The 17900-nt window shown below is 72.6% G+C and carries 14 protein-coding genes and 2 pseudogenes; 5 read left to right on the top strand and 11 right to left on the bottom strand.

The genetic code is table 11. From position 1 onward, the window contains the following. Positions 1 to 237 precede the first annotated feature (237 nt). Positions 238 to 816: a dienelactone hydrolase family protein gene (locus IH48_RS0103655; protein WP_030898944.1), complete on the top strand. Its 579-nt coding sequence runs from the start codon at positions 238 to 240 to the stop codon at positions 814 to 816. A gap of 50 nt (positions 817 to 866) precedes the next feature. Here the strand turns inward: IH48_RS0103655 and IH48_RS0103660 are convergent, their stop codons facing one another. Both IH48_RS0103660 and IH48_RS0103665 read right to left on the bottom strand, forming a co-directional pair. Next, complete coding sequence (locus IH48_RS0103660) at positions 867 to 2342, bottom strand: MFS transporter (RefSeq protein WP_037840814.1); 1476 nt, start codon at positions 2340 to 2342, stop codon at positions 867 to 869. A gap of 192 nt (positions 2343 to 2534) precedes the next feature. Next, positions 2535 to 5177: an excinuclease ABC subunit UvrA gene (locus IH48_RS0103665; protein ID WP_158710241.1), complete on the bottom strand. Its 2643-nt coding sequence runs from the start codon at positions 5175 to 5177 to the stop codon at positions 2535 to 2537. A 145-nt stretch (positions 5178 to 5322) separates the two neighbouring features. Here IH48_RS0103665 and IH48_RS0103670 point away from each other — a divergent pair, with 145 nt between their 5' ends. Then, entirely contained in the window at positions 5323 to 5940 is a 618-nt protein-coding gene (locus IH48_RS0103670) for a DUF998 domain-containing protein (RefSeq protein ID WP_037840816.1), read from the top strand. A 30-nt stretch (positions 5941 to 5970) separates the two neighbouring features. On the opposite strand, the gene IH48_RS0103675 is transcribed toward IH48_RS0103670, so the two are convergent. After that, complete coding sequence (locus IH48_RS0103675) at positions 5971 to 6873, bottom strand: NAD(P)H-binding protein (RefSeq protein WP_324604284.1); 903 nt, start codon at positions 6871 to 6873, stop codon at positions 5971 to 5973. A gap of 80 nt (positions 6874 to 6953) precedes the next feature. Between IH48_RS0103675 and IH48_RS0103680 the strand changes: the two genes are divergently transcribed. Continuing rightward, positions 6954 to 7517: a TetR/AcrR family transcriptional regulator gene (locus IH48_RS0103680; protein WP_030898958.1), complete on the top strand. Its 564-nt coding sequence runs from the start codon at positions 6954 to 6956 to the stop codon at positions 7515 to 7517. A 30-nt stretch (positions 7518 to 7547) separates the two neighbouring features. On the opposite strand, the pseudogene IH48_RS36830 reads toward IH48_RS0103680, so the two are convergent. The 5 genes and pseudogenes from IH48_RS36830 to IH48_RS32980 form a co-directional block, all read right to left on the bottom strand. After that, positions 7548 to 7685 (bottom strand): annotated as a pseudogene (locus tag IH48_RS36830) (acyl-CoA desaturase); the annotation flags it as partial. A 120-nt stretch (positions 7686 to 7805) separates the two neighbouring features. Next, complete coding sequence (locus tag IH48_RS0103685; protein ID WP_030898961.1) at positions 7806 to 8087, bottom strand: SCO5918 family protein; 282 nt, start codon at positions 8085 to 8087, stop codon at positions 7806 to 7808. 105 nt (positions 8088 to 8192) lie between these two features. Continuing rightward, the gene (locus tag IH48_RS0103690) at positions 8193 to 9812 is read right to left on the bottom strand and encodes a DEAD/DEAH box helicase (RefSeq protein ID WP_078849431.1); all 1620 of its coding nucleotides are present in this window, start codon (positions 9810 to 9812) and stop codon (positions 8193 to 8195) included. A gap of 232 nt (positions 9813 to 10044) precedes the next feature. Then, entirely contained in the window at positions 10045 to 10248 is a 204-nt protein-coding gene (locus IH48_RS0103695; RefSeq protein WP_030898965.1) for a cold-shock protein, read from the bottom strand. A 234-nt stretch (positions 10249 to 10482) separates the two neighbouring features. Beyond that, positions 10483 to 11054: pseudogene (locus IH48_RS32980) on the bottom strand (hypothetical protein). 274 nt (positions 11055 to 11328) lie between these two features. Between IH48_RS32980 and IH48_RS0103705 the strand changes: the two are divergent. Then, positions 11329 to 12897 carry an MFS transporter gene (locus IH48_RS0103705; protein ID WP_199809890.1) on the top strand — a complete coding sequence of 523 codons (1569 nt, stop codon included), beginning with the start codon at positions 11329 to 11331 and terminating at the stop codon, positions 12895 to 12897. A 49-nt stretch (positions 12898 to 12946) separates the two neighbouring features. Here IH48_RS0103705 and IH48_RS0103710 read toward each other — a convergent pair whose 3' ends face one another. Then, positions 12947 to 14353, bottom strand: a complete 1407-nt coding sequence (locus IH48_RS0103710; protein ID WP_030898968.1) for a S53 family peptidase — start codon at positions 14351 to 14353, stop codon at positions 12947 to 12949. 354 nt (positions 14354 to 14707) lie between these two features. Here IH48_RS0103710 and IH48_RS0103715 point away from each other — a divergent pair, with 354 nt between their 5' ends. After that, positions 14708 to 15145: an SPW repeat protein gene (locus IH48_RS0103715; RefSeq protein ID WP_030898971.1), complete on the top strand. Its 438-nt coding sequence runs from the start codon at positions 14708 to 14710 to the stop codon at positions 15143 to 15145. Between the two features lie 110 nt (positions 15146 to 15255). Here the strand turns inward: IH48_RS0103715 and IH48_RS0103720 are convergent, their stop codons facing one another. After that, positions 15256 to 16842 carry a Na+/H+ antiporter gene (locus tag IH48_RS0103720; RefSeq protein ID WP_030898976.1) on the bottom strand — a complete coding sequence of 529 codons (1587 nt, stop codon included), beginning with the start codon at positions 16840 to 16842 and terminating at the stop codon, positions 15256 to 15258. A 133-nt stretch (positions 16843 to 16975) separates the two neighbouring features. Next, complete coding sequence (locus IH48_RS0103725) at positions 16976 to 17884, bottom strand: alpha/beta fold hydrolase (RefSeq protein WP_030898979.1); 909 nt, start codon at positions 17882 to 17884, stop codon at positions 16976 to 16978. Positions 17885 to 17900: the final 16 nt, after the last annotated feature.

Here is a 17900-nt window from a genome sequence, read left to right on the forward strand (position 1 = left end):
AAAACGTTTCATTGTTCGGAGATGTCTTACCGTCACCTCTTGTGCGTGGACAAGAGCCGTGACACAGATCGATGTCGATCAACTCGCCGCGCCGCCGCGCCCCTTGCCCGCGGACGGCGATATGAAACGTTCAAAGTCCAAGGCTCGTCGCGTGGCGGTCGGCTCGCGCTGTCAGTGGCACCGGCGATACTCCGTGGTGCCGGGGCCGCCGGGCTCCGCCACACGGAGGAGGGCCCCATGGCCGAGGTACTGCTGTTCCACCATGCGCACGGGCTGACGCGGGGCGTCCGCGCGTTCGCTCGGACGCTGGAGCGGGCGGGCCACACCGTCCACGTGCCCGACCTGTACGAGGGGAAGGTCTTCGACGACCTCGGCGACGGCGCCGCCTACGCGCGGAGGACCGGGTTCGCCACGCTCGTCGAGCGCGGGCGCACCGCGGCCGACGCGCTGCCGGCGGGGCTCGTGTACGCCGGGTTCTCTGCCGGCGTGCTGCCGGCGCAGGCGCTCGCGCAGACCAGGGCAGGGGCGAAGGGGGCGCTGCTGTTCCACTCGTGCGTCCCCGCCTCGGAGTTCGGCGGGGCGTGGCCGCCGTCGGTGCCGGTGCGGATCCACAGCATGGACCGCGACCCGTACTTCATGGACGAGGGCGACGTGGACGCGGCCCGCGAGCTCGTCGCGTCGGCGCCCGACGCCGAGTTGTACCTCTACCCGGGCGACGGGCACCTGTTCGCGGACAGCGGTCTTGAGGCGTACGACGAGAAGGCCGCGGCGCTGCTGACGGAGCGCACGCTCGGTTTCCTCGCCGCGCTCGGGTAGCGGCGCGTGAGGGCTAGCGCCCCGGTCGGGCAGCCCCGCACGGCCCGCGGCTACGGACAGTATTCCTCCGGCTCTTTTCCCGGCCTGAACCGGGCGAAGAGCACCGGGGAGTCCCATCCCGGCCTTTCACCGCCCATCCACGTCTCCACCGACGGCTTCGGCGGACGGCTCACCCCGCCGGCCATGTACACGGCGACGGCGAGCACCGCACCCGCGACGGAGATGCCGAGGCAGATCCACAGCGCCGTCCTCGTACCCGAATCGGTGTCGCTCCCGGTGGTGGCGGCGATGTACAGCAGAACCGGGGCGATCAGGAACGCCGCCACCGCCCGGAGCAGCTCGATGATCGCGAACACGCGCTGCACGTTGTTGGAGCGCAGGGAGAATCCGGCGATGAACAGCGCCGGCACCACTGCCGCGCCGACGCCGACGCCGACCAGTCCTGAGCCCAGGGCGGTGAGCACGGCCGTGGGCGGAGTGGTCACGTTGAAGACCACGCTGCCCGCGATCAGGAAGCCCATGCCGATGAGGACGTAGAGGTGCAGAAAGCGGGTACGGAAGATGACGCCGAAGGCGGCCGCGGTGACCACCGCACCGCCGAACTCGGGCAGGTAGAGCAGCCCCAGGCCCAGGGGGGTGTGGCGGGGCGCGAGCGAGGTCAGGGTCAGCGAGGTCGCCGACACCGACGCGGCGGCCGCACAGATCGCGGCGACGACTCCGGCCACCGGGAACGTGCTGACCAGACTCCTGACGCACAGGAGCGGGTTCTTCGCCCGGTATTCGTAGCAGAACAGGACGACGATCAGCAGCAGCCCGCCGAGCAGCGGCCCGCAGGCCGCCGCGTCGAGGAAGGGGTGGTCGAGCAGCCACGAGGCGCCGAAGAACGAAGCCACGCACCCGACGGTGGCCAGCGCGAGCGCGACGTAGTCGATCGGCGCGCCACGATCGACCGGCGGCGTGTCCCGGAAGGTCAGGATCGACAGCACGAGCGCGGCGAAGGCGATCCCGGCGATGATCCAGAACAACGGCCGCCAGTCGTCGGTATCGGCCTGGATGCCGCCGACGACAGGGCCGAGCGCGACCGCTCCGAAGACGCACACGTTCAGGACCACCACCGTCACCCGCAGCCTGGCCGCCGGATAGTCGATGATCAGCGGCGGTACGGCGGCGATCAGCAGCAGGCTGGTGCACAGGCCCTGCAGCACGTGCCCGACGATGAACATCGCCGGGTCGGTGGCCGCCGCGGTGAGCACCGAGCCGATCACCAGCAGGCAGCCGTAGACGAGCAGCATCCGCCGCTGCGGCCGGCGCTGGGCGAGCTGCACGGCCAGCACCGTTCCCACGGCGTAGCCGGCGTTGGACATGCCCGTCGTCACGTTCATCGCCTGGAGGCTCATGCCCAGCTCTCCGGCGATGCGCGGCATGAGGGGTCCCAGCGCGGCCGAGAGCGCCAGGTACGGCACCAGGGCGAACACCACCATGGCCGCCACCGCGGGATAGCGGCCGGCCAGCGGGCTCTGTCGCATCGGTCGTTTTCCTCCCGATCGGCGGTCGAAGTGGGATGACTGCATGCAGTCGCCACACTGGATCGCCGCTGCCGTCCCGGCGGCGCGCCCTGCCGTTGATGTCACCCGATCGACACTGAGGGTCCTGCCCGCGCGCCCGTACGCGGGATCGCCGTACCCGGCCGGGATCGCCGGATCCGGCCCCCGGGGCCGTCAGCCCGGCAGGTGGCGGGCCAGGTACGGGGCCGTACGGCTGTCCCGGGCGCGTGCCACCTCCCGTGGCGGGCCCGCGGCGACGACGCGCCCGCCCGCGTCGCCCGCGCCCGGGCCCAGGTCGAGGACCCAGTCGGCGCCCGCCACCACCGCCATGTCGTGCTCCACGAGCACCACCGTGTTGCCCGCGTCGACCAGGCCGTTCAGCCGGCGCATCAGCAGCTCGGTGTCCGCGGGGTGCAGTCCCGTGGTCGGTTCGTCGAGCAGGTAGAGGGTGTGGCCCCTGCGCGCCCGCTGCAGCTCGGCGGCGAGCTTGATGCGCTGCGCCTCGCCGCCGGACAGCTCGGTCGCGGGCTGCCCCAGGTGCAGGTAGCCGAGGCCGACGTCCTGGAGGGTGCGCAGGCCGCGGGAGGCGGCGGGCACGTCGGCGAAGAAGTCCGCCGCCGCGTCCACGGACAGGTCGAGCACCTCGGCGATGGTCAGGCCCCGGTAGGTGATCTCCAGCGTCTCGGGGTTGTAGCGGGCGCCGTGGCACGTCGGGCAGGGCGCGTACGTGCCGGGCAGGAACAGCAGCTCCACGGCGACGAAGCCCTCGCCCTGGCACGTCTCGCAGCGGCCCGACGCCACGTTGAACGAGAACCGTCCGCGCGTGTAACCGCGCGCCCGCGCCGCCTCGGTGGCGGCGAAGACGCCGCGTACCGCGTCGAACAGGCCCGTGTACGTGGCCAGGTTGGAGCGCGGGGTGCGGCCGATGGGCTTCTGGTCGACGCGCACGAGGCGGTCCGCGACGTCGAGGCCCTCCACGGCGGTCACCACGGGGTCCGCGGGGGCGGTGCCGAGGGCCGCCGTCTCGTCGCCCTCGCCGTTGCCGTCGGTGTCCTGGCCTTCGCCGTAATCGTCCCCGTCCTTGTCCCCGTCCGTGCCCGCCGCGTGCAGGTGGGCCGTGGCCACGTCGGCGAGTACCTGGCCGACCAGCGTCGACTTGCCCGAGCCCGACACCCCGGTCACCGCGGTGAGGACGCCGAGCGGCACGTCCACGTCGAGGCCGCGCAGGTTGTGCCGGGTGACGCCGCGCAGCCGCAGCCATCCTGACGGGGTACGGGGCGTGCGGGGCGTGCGCTCGGCCCTGGAGTTCTCGCCGTCCGCCGGGAACAGGTACGGGCGGGTCGCCGACTCCGCCACGTCCGCCAGGCCCCGCACGGGCCCGCTGTAGAGGACGCGGCCGCCGTACCGTCCGGCGCCCGGGCCCACGTCGACGAGCCAGTCCGCGCGGCGCGCCACCTCCATGTCGTGCTCGACGACGAAGAGCGAGTTGCCCCCGGCCCGCAGCCCTTCGAGCACCGCGAGCAGCGGCTCGGTGTCCGCGGGATGCAGCCCCGCCGACGGTTCGTCGAGTACGTAGACGACGCCGAAGAGGCCCGAGCGCAGCTGCGTCGCGAGCCGCAGCCGCTGCAGCTCGCCCGGCGAGAGCGTGGGCGTGGCGCGGTCCATGCTGAGGTAGCCGAGGCCGAGGCCGGTCAGGACGCCGATGCGGGCGACGAGGTCGCGCGCGAGCGCGACCTCGGCCTGCGTGGACTCCCCCGAGCCGGACGAACCCACCGCCGCCGTCGGCTCGTCCGGTTCGGCCGTCGGCAGCAGGGCCGCGGCGAGGTCGTCCAGCGGCATGGCGGTGAAGTGCGCGATGTCGTGCCCGGCGAAGGTGACGGCCAGCGCGTCCTGCCCCAGCCGCCTGCCGTGGCACACGGGGCAGGCAGCGCTCTCCAGGTGGCGCAGCATCCGCCGGCGCGTGGCCGCGCTCTTCGACTCGGAGAACGCGCGCATGACGTAGCGCTCCGCGCTCATGAACCTGCCCTGGTAGGGGCGCTGCACCCGGCCCGCCTCGCGCACCGGGTCGACGGTCACGACCGGCTGCTCGTCGCTGAAGAGGATCCAGTCGCGGTCCCCCTGCGGCAGCTCGCGCCACGGCCGGTCGATGTCGTAGCCGAGTGCGGCCACGACGTCGCGCAGGTTCTTGCCCTGCCACGCGCCGGGCCAGGCGGCGATGGCGTGTTCACGGATGGTCAGGGACGGGTCGGGCACGAGGGACCGCTCGGTGACGCGGTGCACCACGCCGAGCCCGTGGCACTCCGGGCAGGCGCCGGTCGCGGTGTTCGGCGAGAAGGCGTCGGAGTCCAGGCGGTCCTTCGCGTCCCGCGGGTAGGTGCCCGCGCGCGAGAACAGCATCCGCAGCAGGTTCGACAGCGTCGTGACGGTGCCGACCGACGAGCGCGAGCCCGGCGTGGAGCGCCGCTGCTGGAGCGCCACCGCGGGCGGCAGCCCGGTGATCTCGTCGACGCGCACCGCGCCGACCTGGTGGATCAGCCGGCGGGCGTACGGCGCGACCGACTCGAAGTACCGGCGCTGGGCCTCCGCGTACAGCGTGCCGAACGCGAGCGACGACTTGCCGGAGCCCGAGACGCCGGTGAACACGGTCAGCGCGCCGCGCGGGACGTCCACGTCCACGGCGCGCAGGTTGTGCTGGCGCGCGCCCCTGACCCGTACGAACGGGTCGTCGGACGCGTGGCCGCCGGCGGCGCCGGTGCGGCCGGTGCGGCCTGTGTGGCCTGTCCGGCCGCCGGCGGCACCTGTGCGGCCCGGCTCCATGGCGCTCTCCCTGCGATTGCTGCTGCGTCCCGTGCCGGCCATTCTCGCGCAGGCGCGGGGGCGCCACCTGCGGGGTAGCCGCCGTACGGAGGCGGCGGCCGTGGCGGGGCACGGGCCGGGCAGTAGATCGTTTTATGGTGCTTTGATGTGGATTGCTCCCTGGTGGGTCCGGCTCGCGTCGCTGTCCGCCCCCGTGCTGCTCGTCTGCGGCTGGAGTATCGGCGAGCTGATGATGGACCCCGGCTACGACCCCGTCTCCCAGACCATCAGCATCCTGGCCTCGGACGGTGCGGGCGGGTACTGGGTGATGACGACGGCCGAGTTCGCGCTGGGCGTCTGCTACCTCGTCACGGCCGTCGGGCTGCGCGCCGCCGCGCTCGCCGGGCGGCTCGCCCTGGGGACGGGCGGCCTGACGGCGCTGGCCCTGATCGTGTTCCCCGCGCCGCCGAGCGGGGGTTCGCTGCGGCACGGCGTGGTCGCCGCCGTGGGGTTCTCGCTGCTGGCGCTGTGGCCGGTGCTCGCGGTGCGCGGCGGGCGCCCGCCGTGGGGTTTCCGGCCCGCCATGGCGGCCGCGGCCAGCGCGGCGATGTGGGTCTGCGCCGCCTGGTTCTGGTACGAGCTCAAGGACGGCGGCGCGGCGGGCGTGGCCGAGCGCGTGCTGACCTTCACCCAGTCGCTCTGGCCGCTGCTTGCCGTCGCCTCGTGCCCGCGCCACCCCGGGCTGAGCGCGCAGCCCGCGCAGGGCGTCACGCGCACGCCCTGAGGCGCGTCATGGCATCCCCCACCGCTCCTGTCAGGACGCCGACCGGTCATCGGCGGCAGGCCGCAGCACCTGCCCGCACCAGGTGCGGAAGTCCGTCGGCGCGAGCGTGGCGGTCTTCCAGTCGGTTTCGTACATGCCGTCGTCCTGCGCGGCGAACATCTCGGTCATGTCCTTGACGGCCTGCTCGCCCGCGCCGCGGGAGCGCAGCAGCGACGCGAAGTCGTCCATGCCCATGCGGCGGTAGGCGACCGGGCGCCCGAGCTCCTCGCCGATCACCTCGGCCATGGCGTCGGGGGTCAGCCGGTCGGGGCCGAACAGGGGCAGGTTCTCCTGCCCCGTCCAGGACCGGTCGGCGAGGAGGCCCGCGGCGGCGCCCGCGATGTCGCGGGTCGCGATCGTCGCGAGAGGCTGGTCCGCCGCGCACGTCAGGTAGAACGCTCCCTGCTCGGTGATCGCGTCGAGCTGGCCGAGCAGGTTCTCCATGTAGAAGGGCATCGACAGGGCCCGGTACGCGGCGCCCGACGCGGCCAGCTCGGCGTCCATGGCGAAGGCCGCCGTCAGCACGCCGGCCGGCTTCGTCCAGCCGTGCCCCGCGCTCGAAACCCCCACGACATGCCCGACGCCGTGGCGGGCGACGGCGGCGGCTCCCGCCCGGGCGAAGCCGACGTAGTGCGCCTCGGCGCTGGGCGCCGCCGGGTTCGGCGGGACGAGCCAGAACAGCGCGTCGGCGCCGGGCAGCGCCCTGTCGAGCACGGCCGGGTCGTCGTGGGCCCCCTCGACGACCGCGACCCGCTCGCGGACCTCGCCGTCCAGACGCGAGGCGTCGCGGACGACGACACGGACCTCCTCGCCCCGGTCGAGCAGCAGGCGGACCAGCGCGCGGCCGATCCGTCCTGTGGGTGTGGTGACGACGATCATCGGAATCTCCTCCATCACGGACCTAACATGAACCTGAACTCCGGTTCCGAATGTAGCCACGCCCGCCCCGCACCGTCAACTACGATTGACCGACCATGGCCGTTTCCGAACGCCCGCTGCGCGCCGACGCCCGGCGCAACCGCGAGTCCGTGCTCGACGCCGCCGGCGAGCTGTTCGCCCAGCGGGGCGACGCCGTGCAGATGGATGAGATCGCCGAGCGCGCGGGCCTCGGCGTCGGCACGCTCTACCGCCACTTCGCCGACAAGCGCGCGCTGCTCGCGGCGATCATCGGCCGCAGGTTCGAGGCGATGACCGCCCTCGCGCGCGACGCCGACGGGGCCGAGGAGCCCTGGGCGGCGTTCGAGACGCTGCTGTACGGCTACCTGGAGGCCGCCGAGGCCGACGCCGCGTTCCGCTTCGCGCTCCTCGGCCCCGAGAAGCCCAGCTGGAACGACATCGCCGCGGAGAAGACGGACTTCTCCGCGATCACGGAACGCATCGTGCGCCGCGCCGTCGCCGCGGGCCGCCTCCGCGAGGACTTCCGCGCGGAGGACTTCGTCCTCGTCACCCGTGGCGCGATGGCGAACATGACGGCCGACGGCGCCTGGCGCAGGCACGTGGCGCTCCTGCTTGAGGGCATCCGCGGCACCGGGCACTGAGTCCGCAGCCGCCCGACCTCCGGCCCTGCGCCCGCCGCTGACGTCGCGCGACGTGAGCACCTGCCGCCTCAGGAAGTCGGGCCGCTCCTTGTGGTTGGGCACGAGGATCGAGCCGAGGTACACGCCGAACAGGCACTGGTGCACGAAGAGGAAGGCGACCGCCTTGCCGGCGGCAGCACGACGGACAGCGCCGCGAGTCGGGGCGCGGCCAGGACACGCGCTTCGTACATACGCCGACGGGACGGCCCGGAGTGTCCTCCGGCCGCCCCGTGGTTCGTGCCGTATGCGTCAGGCCAGGATGTCGCCGGGGGGCGTGGGCTCGGGCGCGGGGGCCGTGGGGGCCGGCGCGCAGGTGAAGCCCAGGCGGACGAGCGCCCTGCGGACCTCCTCCCCGGTGAAGTCCCTGCGGTCCTGCTTCGTGATGAGTGCTCCCACCTGCTTGACCGGGTAGAGCTTGCCACCGATCTTCGCGCACATCCCGGTGGCGGGCTCCGGCTTGACGCCCTTGGCCATCTGCTCCACTTCGCTCTTGATCAGGTCGAACGGGAATCGGGCGATCACACAGCGCATGAGGTCCTCACCAAAGGGTCGATGGGCGTTCGAAAGGGCGGCGGGCCGCCGTGGCGGCGGTTCGCGCGAACCGCGTCAGCCGTGCGAGCCCCGCCTGTTGTGCGGTCAGCCGCGTTCCGTGCGGCGACGGCGGCGGTCCTGGGTGCCGGTGGCGTCCTTCGCCTGCCCGTCCGCCGGGCGGTGCGCCGCGCGGCGTGAGCGCGGGTTCGGGACCCCGTACGAGTCGCGCGCCGCGCCGCCGCCGGCGGAGCCCGAGCGCCGCTGCCTGCTGCCCGGCCTGCCGCGCCGGCCCTGGGACGAACCGCTGCCGCGCGCGGGGCGCTTGGCAGGCTCGGGGACGGTGATCGTCACGGGGACGCCCGACGGCGCCTGCGCGCCGGTGATCCGGGTCAGTTCCGCCTCGCCCGAGCTCACCTGGGTGGTCTCGGCCGTGATGTTCGCGTCGGCGAGCAGCCGGGTCATCTGGCGCCGCTGGTCGGGCAGGACGAGCGTGACGACGAGCCCGGACTCGCCGGCGCGCGCGGTCCTGCCGCCGCGGTGCAGGTAGTCCTTGTGGTCGGCGGGCGGGTCGACGTTGACGACGAGGTCGAGGCTGTCGACGTGGATGCCGCGCGCCGCGACGTTGGTCGCGACCAGCACCGTCACCTGGCCGTCCTTGAACTGCGCCAGGGTGCGCGTGCGCTGGGACTGCGACTTGCCGCCGTGCAGGGCCGCGGCCCGCACGCCCTGCTTGAGCAGGTTCTTCGCCAGCCGGTCGGCGGCGTGCTTGGTGTCGAGGAACATCAGGACGCGTCCCTCGCGGGCCGCGATCTCGACCGTCACGGCCGCCTTGTCGAGGTCGCGGACGTGCAGCACGTGGTGCTCCATCGTCGTGACCACACCGTCCGACAGGTCTCCCACGTGCACCACGGCGTCGCTGAGGTAGCGCTTGACGAGCCGGTCGATGTTCGCGTCGAGGGTGGCGGAGAACAGCATGTGCTGCGCGCCGGGCGCGACCTGGTCGACGAGCGCCGTCACCTGCGGCAGGAACCCCATGTCGGCCATCTGGTCCGCCTCGTCGAGGACGCTGACCGTAACGTCGGACAGCACGCAGTCGCCGCGGTCGACGAGGTCGCGCAGGCGGCCCGGGGTCGCCACGACGACCTCGGCGCCCGAGCGGAGCGCGTCGGCCTGGCGGCCGATCGACAGCCCGCCGACGACGGTGGCCGTCCGCACGTTCAGGGCGCGCGCGTACGGCGCGAGCGCGGCCGTCACCTGCTGCGCCAGCTCCCTCGTGGGGACGAGGACCATCGCGAGCGGCCGCCGCGGTTGTGCCCTGCGGCCCGCGGTGCGGGCGACCAGGGAGAGACCGAAGGCGAGCGTCTTGCCCGAGCCTGTGCGGCCGCGGCCGAGCACGTCACGGCCGGCCAGCGAGTTCGGCAGTGTCGCGGCCTGTACGGGGAACGGCGCGGTCACGCCCTCGGCCGCCAGTGCGGCGAGCAGCGGCGCGGGCATGTCCAGTTCGGAGAAGTCCGTCACCGCGGGCAGGGCCGGTGTGACCGGCTCGGGGACGGTGAACTCCCGTACGGGAGCGGCGGGCCGGTAGCCCCGGCCGGCGCCCGCGCCACCGCCTCCGCCGGAGCGGCGCCCGCCGCCCGCGCGGGGAGCGGATCCGGACCTGCGGCCCGCCGTGCCCCGGCGGGAGGATCCGGACGAGCGGTTGTTCGTGCTGGGTGATCGGTTCAATGCAGAACCTTCCTCGATGCGGCACGTATCGAGGAATTCCCGGCACCGCGGACGGTACGAAGATTCGCAGGAACGAGCCGGGTACAGCAATGGGCGGCCCGGTCGATTTCGGCGAGGAATTACGGTCGGGCATGACCGGTGTCCTCCGTGCCGGAACGCGTCCGGACACGGAGACGCGGCCGGGGGCTGAGCAAGGCTGAGCACCCCGGCCGCGACGCGACCGCGCGGAAGATCAGGCGGGAACGATGTTCTCGGCCTGCGGGCCCTTCTGGCCCTGCGTGACGTCGAAGGTGACCTTCTGGCCCTCCTGGAGCTCACGGTAGCCCTGCGTCGCGATGTTGGAGTAGTGGGCGAAGACGTCGGCGCCGCCGCCGTCCTGCTCGATGAAGCCGAAGCCCTTTTCCGAGTTGAACCACTTCACGGTTCCAGTAGCCATGTCATATCTCCATTCGGGGCAGTTTCAGGACCACACTGTGCGGCCCTGCGTCGCCGCATGATTGCCCCGCCCGGAGATCTCGAAGATCGAGGATCTCGGAAAAACGAAAGTGCGCCCGCCAGCACATCTGTAGAAGGCCGACAAGCACACTCGAAGTCTTGGGAGTCTTGGGAACCACAACTGCAACTTCCATGAACGGTAGCACGCCGTGCGCGCGTGTGCGCGGAAAGATCTTCACGGGCCCGGGCGGCCGGCCGGGAGCCGCACCCGGGCCGGACGCGCGCTGCGCACGGTGGCGACGCCCAGGGCGAGCAGCCAGTAGCCGAGGAGCGCGCCCATCAGCGCCGTGGTGCCCCAGCCGTTGGCCGCGTAGAAGTTGCTGGGGTCGTTGCCGAAGAAGAGGGACGGCACGAACGCCAGGTTCACGGCGGCGAGCGCGTACGCCGTCCAGCCGGTCCAGCGCGGCAGCAGGCCGGCGCGGGAGACCGCGTGGCCGACGGAGGTCAGGAAGATCCCCAGCATCAGGCGGGAGATCGACCCGTACAGGATCCGGCTTCGAGGCCGCTGGAGACCAGCGTGACGGTCGCGTGGACCAGGCCCGAGGCGAGGGCCGTCGTGCCGGCCCACTCGTGCTCGGGGCTGACACGCCTCACCAGCTCGCGGAAGGACGTCACGAACACGACGAGGAGCCCGAGCGCGACGATGCCGACGAGCAGTCTCGCCAGTACGTTCGAGGCCGGCGGCGGCCCTGAGTAGAGGAAGTAGAGCGGCACTTCGACGATGAGTGCCGCCGCGGCGGCGCTCATCGTGGCGCGCGGGGCCGCGCCCGTCGCTGGGCCTGGGGACCGGACCCCGGGTGCACCTGCCACCACCACGAACGACTGTGCGACACGGGTGCGGGGCGGGCGCCACAAGCGGCCCGCTTCCCCATCTTCCCGGCGGAAGTGATCCGGCCGGGAATAATGAGCGAAAACGGTAGCCAACGGACAGGACGCAATGAATATCGGCCGCCCCCGTCGATCGAACAGCATGCGACAGGGCCGCGTTTCCACAGGCCCGGACCGCTCCGCGAACGACCAGATGCTCCGCTCGCTGCTGCGCAGGCGGAAGCAGCCCTTGACGGAGGCCGACGTCACCGTCACCAACACGGAAGAGATCAGCCGTGCGGTGTCGGCGGCGGCGCTCGGCAACATGATGGAGTGGTTCGACTTCGGCGTGTACGCCTACCTGGCGACCACGTTGGGGAAGGTCTTCTTCCCGTCGAGTTCGCCGGGCGCCCAGGTCGTCTCCACGTTCGCGACCTTCGCCGCCGCGTTCTTCGTCCGTCCGCTCGGCGGCCTGGTCTTCGGGCCGCTCGGCGACCGCATCGGCCGCAAGCGCGTGCTCGCCGTCACCATGATCATGATGGCGATCTCCACGTTCGCCGTGGGGTTCCTGCCCGGGTACGCGGCGGTCGGGTTCGCCGCGCCGATCCTGCTGCTGATCTGCCGCCTGGTGCAGGGGTTCTCCACCGGCGGCGAGTACGCGGGCGCCACCACGTACATCGCGGAGTACGCGCCCGACAAGCGCCGCGGCTTCCTCGGCAGTTGGCTCGACTTCGGCACGTTCGTCGGGTACGCGCTCGGCTCCGGCATCGTCACCCTCCTGACCGCACTGCTCGGCGCCGACGGGATGGTGGACTGGGGATGGCGCGTGCCGTTCTTCGTCGCGGGCCCGCTCGGCCTCGTCGGCCTGTACATGCGGCTGCGCCTTGAGGAGACGCCGGCGTTCCTGCGGGAGCAGGAGGCCGAGGAGGCCGCGGAGCAGCACTGGGCCGGCGCCTCCCCGGAGGCCGCCCCCGTGGAGGACGAAATCGCCAAGAGCGCACGGCAGTCGGGCAAGGGGCGGCTCAGGGAGATCTTCACCGGGCAGTGGGCGGCCATCCTCATCTGCATGGGGCTCGTCCTGCTCTACAACGTCACCAACTACATGGTGACGTCCTACCTGCCGACCTTCATGACGGAGAACGTGGGGATCGGCGACGTCACCGCGCAGCTGCTGATCCTCGGCACGATGGTGATGGTGGCCGTGACCATCACCGTCGTCGGGCGCTCCTCGGACCGGTGGGGCCGCCGGCCGATGTTCCTCGGCGGCTCCATCGCGATGGTGGTGCTGGCGGCGCCCGCGGTGCTGCTGATCAGGCAGGGCGGCGTGCTGATGCCCGCGATCGGCTGCGCGATCCTCGGGCTGCTGCTGGTGTGTTTCGCGGGCACGTCCGCGTCCACACTGCCCGCCCTGTTCCCGACGAGGATCCGCTACGGCGCCCTGTCGATCTCCTTCAACGTGTCGGTGTCCCTGTTCGGCGGCACGACGCCGCTGATCGCGTCCGCGATCGTGGAGGGGACCGGCGACGAGATGGTGCCCGCCTACTACCTGATGATCGCGGGGCTGGTCGGGCTCATCTCGACGTTCTTCCTGCACGAGACGGCGGGCAAGCCGCTGCGCGGCTCGGGGCCGATGGTGGAGACCGAGGAGCAGGCGCGCAGCCTGGTGGCGCGCAGCCGCACGGAGGCGGGGCGCCAGGCGCGTGACGTGTGGCTGAGGGTGCGGCACCCCGGCGGGCACCACACGGAGGAGTCCCGTCGCCCGGACTGGTGGGACGGCGAGTGACGGAAGCGGTGCCCGCGTCGCGCGGGTGCGCGGCGCGGGCACCGTCGGGTCAGTGCCTGCGCGCCAGCGCGGGGACGAACCTGTTCGCGTCGATCGTGCCGACGCCCGTCGCCATGTCGTACCCGGGCACGGCCTGGTAACCGGTGACGCCCGCGTACGAGTTGTCCGTGCCGTCCTTCACGTCCACGATGCCCGTGAAGGGGTTCCACGGCGACTGCGCCGCCAGGCTGTACAGCGCCCGGTGGATGTCGCCGAGGCGCCGGCCCGCCTGCTGGTCCGCGAGGGCGACGATGCCGGAGAAGAGCGGGCCGGCCTCGCTCGTGCCGCCGGAGACGCCCCAGCCGGTCTCCTTCGGGTCGTAGCTCGTGTACGTCCAGGCTCCGCCGTTCACGGCGGCGGACATCGACACGTCGGGCGTGCCGCGGCGGCTGCCGACGACGCGCCTGACGGTGTTCTGGTACGAGGGCCTGGCGAACACGTGCGACTGGCCGCCGCCGCCCGCGCCGTTGTCGTTGTAGACGCTGTCGGGTGCCGTGCGGTCGCCGTTGGCGTCGAGGTGCAACTGGGTGCCGCCGATCGATGTCACCAGCGGGTCTCCGGACGGCCAGGAGTTGACCGGCATCGTGTAGTAGCCGACGCCGTCCGCCGTCGAGTCGGTGGCGCCGCCGTCGCCCGATGAGGCGAGCACGGTCACCTTGTGCCTCTTGGCGTCCTTGAACGCGTACCGCAGCTTCTGGATGCTGGAGAAGTCGCCCTTGTCGAAGCCGGGGAAGGTGTTCTCGGTCGCGCCGAAGCTCTGCGTGATGACGTCGCCGATGCCCCGGTCGATGAGGCTCTTCTCGGCGTCCATCATCTCCGGCAGGCCGGTGACGCCCTCGGTCTCGGCGACGCCGGTCTCGACGAGGACGATGTGCGCGTCGGGCGCGACGGCGTGCGCCATCTGCACGTCGAGGCTGGTCTCGCCCGCCCAGCCGGTCATCGTCGCGTCCGTGGGGTCGAACTTCGGCACCTTGCCCCACTTCACGACGTCCACGTGCGTGCTCTTCATGCCGAACTGCTTGCTGTACACGTCGAGGTCGTGCTGCACGGTGGGCGAGCCGAAGGAGTCGACGATGACGATCGTGCGGCCCTTCCCGGTGATGCCCCGCCGGTAGAGGGGGTTCAGGTCGTACGCCTGCCGGTACTGCGTGGGCGTGTAGCAGGCGATGCCGTACTGGGCCTCGCACTGGGCGGTGGTGAGCGGCCCGCGCGCGCCGCGGACGGCCTGGTGGCCCGCGATGGCGGGCACGGGCTGCGGCAGCGCCGCGCTCTCGGCGCGGACGGCCGCGGCGCCGGCCGCCCCCGAGCCGGAAGGCGCGCCGGGCGCGGTCACCAGGGCGCAGGTCGCGAGGGCGGTGGCCCCTATGGCCAGCGCCGCGGCTCTCTTCCGGGGCTGAGCCGGGAGAACTCTGTGCATGGAGATGCTCCTTGCATGGAGTGGATCATGCCGACCGATCGGATGATCGATATGACGATCAGATCGTCAGGTCGGTCCCGGGACAAGGATCCGGGCGCCAACGGGCCGCCTGTTTACCCCTGTCAGCCGAATAATTTGCCGGTGCATGACATTTCTGTGACCCCGCGCGCGCGTCGGAGGGCCGGACCCGGCCAGGGCGGAGCCATGCCAGGGGGCGGCAGCGAAAGCACAGGAAAAGGGCAGGTCATCCCGGAGAGGTAAGGAGCAGATAAATTTTTGCCGCTCAGCTGATTGAGCCGGGCCGAGAAGGTCACTCGAACTCGGTCACACGCCACAGCGAAGGAGGTGGCCGAGATGGCGGCACATACGTCACCCGGCATCGATCAGCACCCGGACATCATGGCCCTCCGCGCCCACTCCGAGCGAGCCACGACCAACCCGGCGGCCCAGGCCGTCGAGGGTCTGGCCCTGCTGGCAGGTCTGTTCCTGGCGGCATCGCCGTGGATCGTCGGGTTCAGCGGCTTGACCACGCTGACCGTGACCAACCTGATCGCCGGCGTCGCGTTCACCCTGCTCACCATGGGGTTCGTCAACTCCGCCTACGAGCGCACGCACGGCATGAGCTGGGCCGCGCTCGGCATCGGCATCTGGACGATCATCGCACCGTGGGTCGTGTCGGGGAGCGTGGACACGACGCGCACGATCTGGAGCAACTGCGTCGTCGGCGGCGTGATGGTGCTCCTCTCCCTGGCCACGGGGGCCATGGTCGCGCGAGCCGCGCGAAGGCCGTGACCGCCGGCGTCTGCGCGGCGGTGTCCTGACACCGGCGCGGTGACGCGGCAGCAGGGTCCCCGGGAGCCGGCGGCACGTGTCCGTGCCGCCGGCTCCCGGCTGTTCCGGGCTCATGCCTCGCCGAGGCTCGCCTGCTCCAGGTCGAGGGCGCGCTGCAGGCGGCGCATCGTCGCGCCGCTGATCTCGCTGCTCTCGTAGAGCCTGTGCAGCTCCGACGTCTCCGCCCTTATCAGCACGCGGCGCAGGTCGCGGTCGTCCTCGTGGAGGGTCTCCTCGCGCGGGCCGTCCGCGTCCCCCGCGCCGTGGCCGTGCGCGGCGTCGAGCCTGCGCCGCGCCTGGTCGACGGCGGTGGGCGGGGCCGCGCCGAGTTCCGCCAACCGGTCGAGCTCGGCGAGTGCACGGCCCGCCAGCGCGCCGCGCACCCACGCCTCCTCGCGGACGGTGTGCTCGGGCTCCAGGGCGATCCCCGACCAGCGCACGACGGACGTGAGGCTGAACCCCTGACCGACGAGGGTGACCACGACCACGCCCGTGGTCAGCACCAGCACCAGCGCGCGGTGCGGCAGCGGCTGTCCCGCGTCGGTGGTCAGCGGGATCGACAGTGCGGCGGCCAGCGGCACGACACCCCGCGTCCCGGCCCACGTCACGACGGCCGGGACGCGCCACGACACGCGCGGCCTCCCCGCGCCACGCTCGCCGCGCCTGCCGCCTCGCACGTACTGCGTCAGCGCCGACATCGGGAAGACCCACAGCAGCCGCACGGCGAGCACCGTGCACGCGCACGCGATCACCCACAGCGGCCAGCTCCCCTCCGTGGCCTCCAACTCCGGCACCATGACCGGCAGCTGAAGCCCGATGAGGGCGAAGACCACGCTTTCGAGCAGGAACACGATCGTCCCGTAGACGGCGTGGGTCTGGAGCCTGATGCCCGGGCTGCCCAGCCGGTGGCCGGTGCTGCCGAGCACCACCGCCGCGACCACCACCGCCGTCACACCGGACGCGTGCGACTCCTCGGCCACTACGTACGCCGCGTACGGGGTGACCAGCGCGATCACCGTCTCCAGCGTCGGGTCCTCGGTGCGGCGGCGGATGAGCACCACGAGGCCGCCGATCGCGCCGCCGATCAGCGCGCCGCCACCGCCGAGCAGCAGGAACCGCCACGCGGCGCCCGGCAAGGACACGGCTCCCGCGGCGACCGCGCCGGAGACGGCGACCTTGAACAACACGAGGCTCGTCGCGTCGTTGAACAGGCTCTCCCCTTGCACCATCGTCTGCACGCGCGGCGGCAGCGAGAGCCTGCGTCCGAGCGCCGTGACCGCGACCGGGTCGGTGCTCGCGAGCACCGCGCCGAGGACGAACGCCATCGACGGCGACAGCGGCGTGAAGGCCGACGCGACCAGCGCGACCGCGGCGGCCGACGCGAGGACGAGGCCGAAGGCCAGCGCGGCAACCGGCCGCCACACGGGACGCAGTTCACGCGCCGAGAGCTCCTCGGCCGACGCGTGGAGCAGTGGTGGGAGCACGACCAGGCTGATGACCTCGGGCGGCACGCGCACGTCGGGCACCCACGGCGCGAGTCCCACGAGCAGGCCCGCCACCACGAGGAGGGACGGGGCGGGCACCTTCCAGTGCCGGGCGCCCGTCGCCACGGCGGTGGCGAGCACGACGAGGAGAAGGATGACGGTCAAGCTGGCCATGGGGCTCCCTGATCGGCTGACTGACGCGACAGAGAACAGAGAGCTGTCACGCCGCCGACCAGGCTTCCCGGCACACCGCAACCCATCTTACGGGTCGGCCGGTCCGTGCCCCTCCTGCCTGCGTGTGCCGGGATCAGCCGCGGGTTCGGCCGGCGGTTCGGCCGGCGGTGAAGTCCCGCAGGAGTTCGGCCAGCCGGTGCGGCTGGTCGATCGGGATGAGCGTGTACGTGTCGTCGAGCTCCACCAGGCGCGCGTCGGGGAACAGGGCGGCGAGCCGTGGGCCGTGCGCGCGCGGCATCAGCCTGTCCTCCTTCGCCCACACGACCAGCACCGGACGGTCGAACGTCCGCATGCCGTCCGCGTAACGCAGCAGGGTGGCACGGTCGGGCACCGACAGGACGTACGCGGCGAGGTCGCGGCGTACCAGCGGATCGACGCGGCCCGGGGTGAACCAGGCGTCCATCATCGCGCCGGGCACCGGGCGCCGGCTCATCCAGCCCCATCCCCCGGGCGCCCTGCGCAGCGCGCGGAAGCGCAGCCCCTCCATCATCAGCCGCACCGTGGCCGGTGCACGGCACGCGGCCGCCACCAGGCGGCCGGGCAGACCGGGCGGGTAGTTGTCGAACGCCTCGCACGCCGTGAGCACCAGCCGCCCTACGCGCGCGACGACCTCGGGCCGCCCCTGAGAGAGGAGGACCTGCGCGCCGCCCCAGTCGTTGAGGACGAGCGTCACGTCACGCAGGTCGAGGGCTTCGAGGAACTCCCCTACCAGCAGCGCCATCCCGCGCAGTGTGAGGTCGGCGCCGTCCCGCATGGGGATGCGGTGCGCGCCGAGCGGCAGCGTCGGGCGCACGCAGCGGAAGCCGGGGCCGAGGTCGGCGACGACCTCGTGCCAGACCGAGCTGTCCATGGTCAGCCCGTGCAGCAGCACCAGAGTCGGCCGCTCGCGCGGCTCGCCTGCCGCAGTCTCGCCCGCCGCCGTCTCGCCGTGGGCGGTGTCCTCGTACTCGATCGTGCCGGCCGAGAGCGTCACCTCGGGCATCGGTACCTCCGGGCTC

The organism is Streptomyces sp. NRRL F-5126, from assembly GCF_000721265.1.
GTDB lineage: Bacteria > Actinomycetota > Actinomycetes > Streptomycetales > Streptomycetaceae > Streptomyces.

Coding starts and splice junctions, on each gene's coding strand:
- IH48_RS0103715 (WP_030898971.1), top strand. CDS start 14,708: ATGGCGGCACATACGTCACCCGGCATCGATCAGCACCCGGACATCATG.
- IH48_RS0103660 (WP_037840814.1), bottom strand. CDS start 2,342: ATGCGACAGAGCCCGCTGGCCGGCCGCTATCCCGCGGTGGCGGCCATG.
- IH48_RS0103680 (WP_030898958.1), top strand. CDS start 6,954: ATGGCCGTTTCCGAACGCCCGCTGCGCGCCGACGCCCGGCGCAACCGC.
- IH48_RS0103710 (WP_030898968.1), bottom strand. CDS start 14,353: ATGCACAGAGTTCTCCCGGCTCAGCCCCGGAAGAGAGCCGCGGCGCTG.
- IH48_RS0103705 (WP_199809890.1), top strand. CDS start 11,329: ATGCTCCGCTCGCTGCTGCGCAGGCGGAAGCAGCCCTTGACGGAGGCC.
- IH48_RS0103655 (WP_030898944.1), top strand. CDS start 238: ATGGCCGAGGTACTGCTGTTCCACCATGCGCACGGGCTGACGCGGGGC.
- IH48_RS0103725 (WP_030898979.1), bottom strand. CDS start 17,884: ATGCCCGAGGTGACGCTCTCGGCCGGCACGATCGAGTACGAGGACACC.
- IH48_RS0103720 (WP_030898976.1), bottom strand. CDS start 16,842: ATGGCCAGCTTGACCGTCATCCTTCTCCTCGTCGTGCTCGCCACCGCC.
- IH48_RS0103665 (WP_158710241.1), bottom strand. CDS start 5,177: ATGGAGCCGGGCCGCACAGGTGCCGCCGGCGGCCGGACAGGCCACACA.
- IH48_RS0103685 (WP_030898961.1), bottom strand. CDS start 8,087: ATGCGCTGTGTGATCGCCCGATTCCCGTTCGACCTGATCAAGAGCGAA.
- IH48_RS0103695 (WP_030898965.1), bottom strand. CDS start 10,248: ATGGCTACTGGAACCGTGAAGTGGTTCAACTCGGAAAAGGGCTTCGGC.
- IH48_RS0103670 (WP_037840816.1), top strand. CDS start 5,323: ATGTGGATTGCTCCCTGGTGGGTCCGGCTCGCGTCGCTGTCCGCCCCC.
- IH48_RS0103675 (WP_324604284.1), bottom strand. CDS start 6,873: ATGGAGGAGATTCCGATGATCGTCGTCACCACACCCACAGGACGGATC.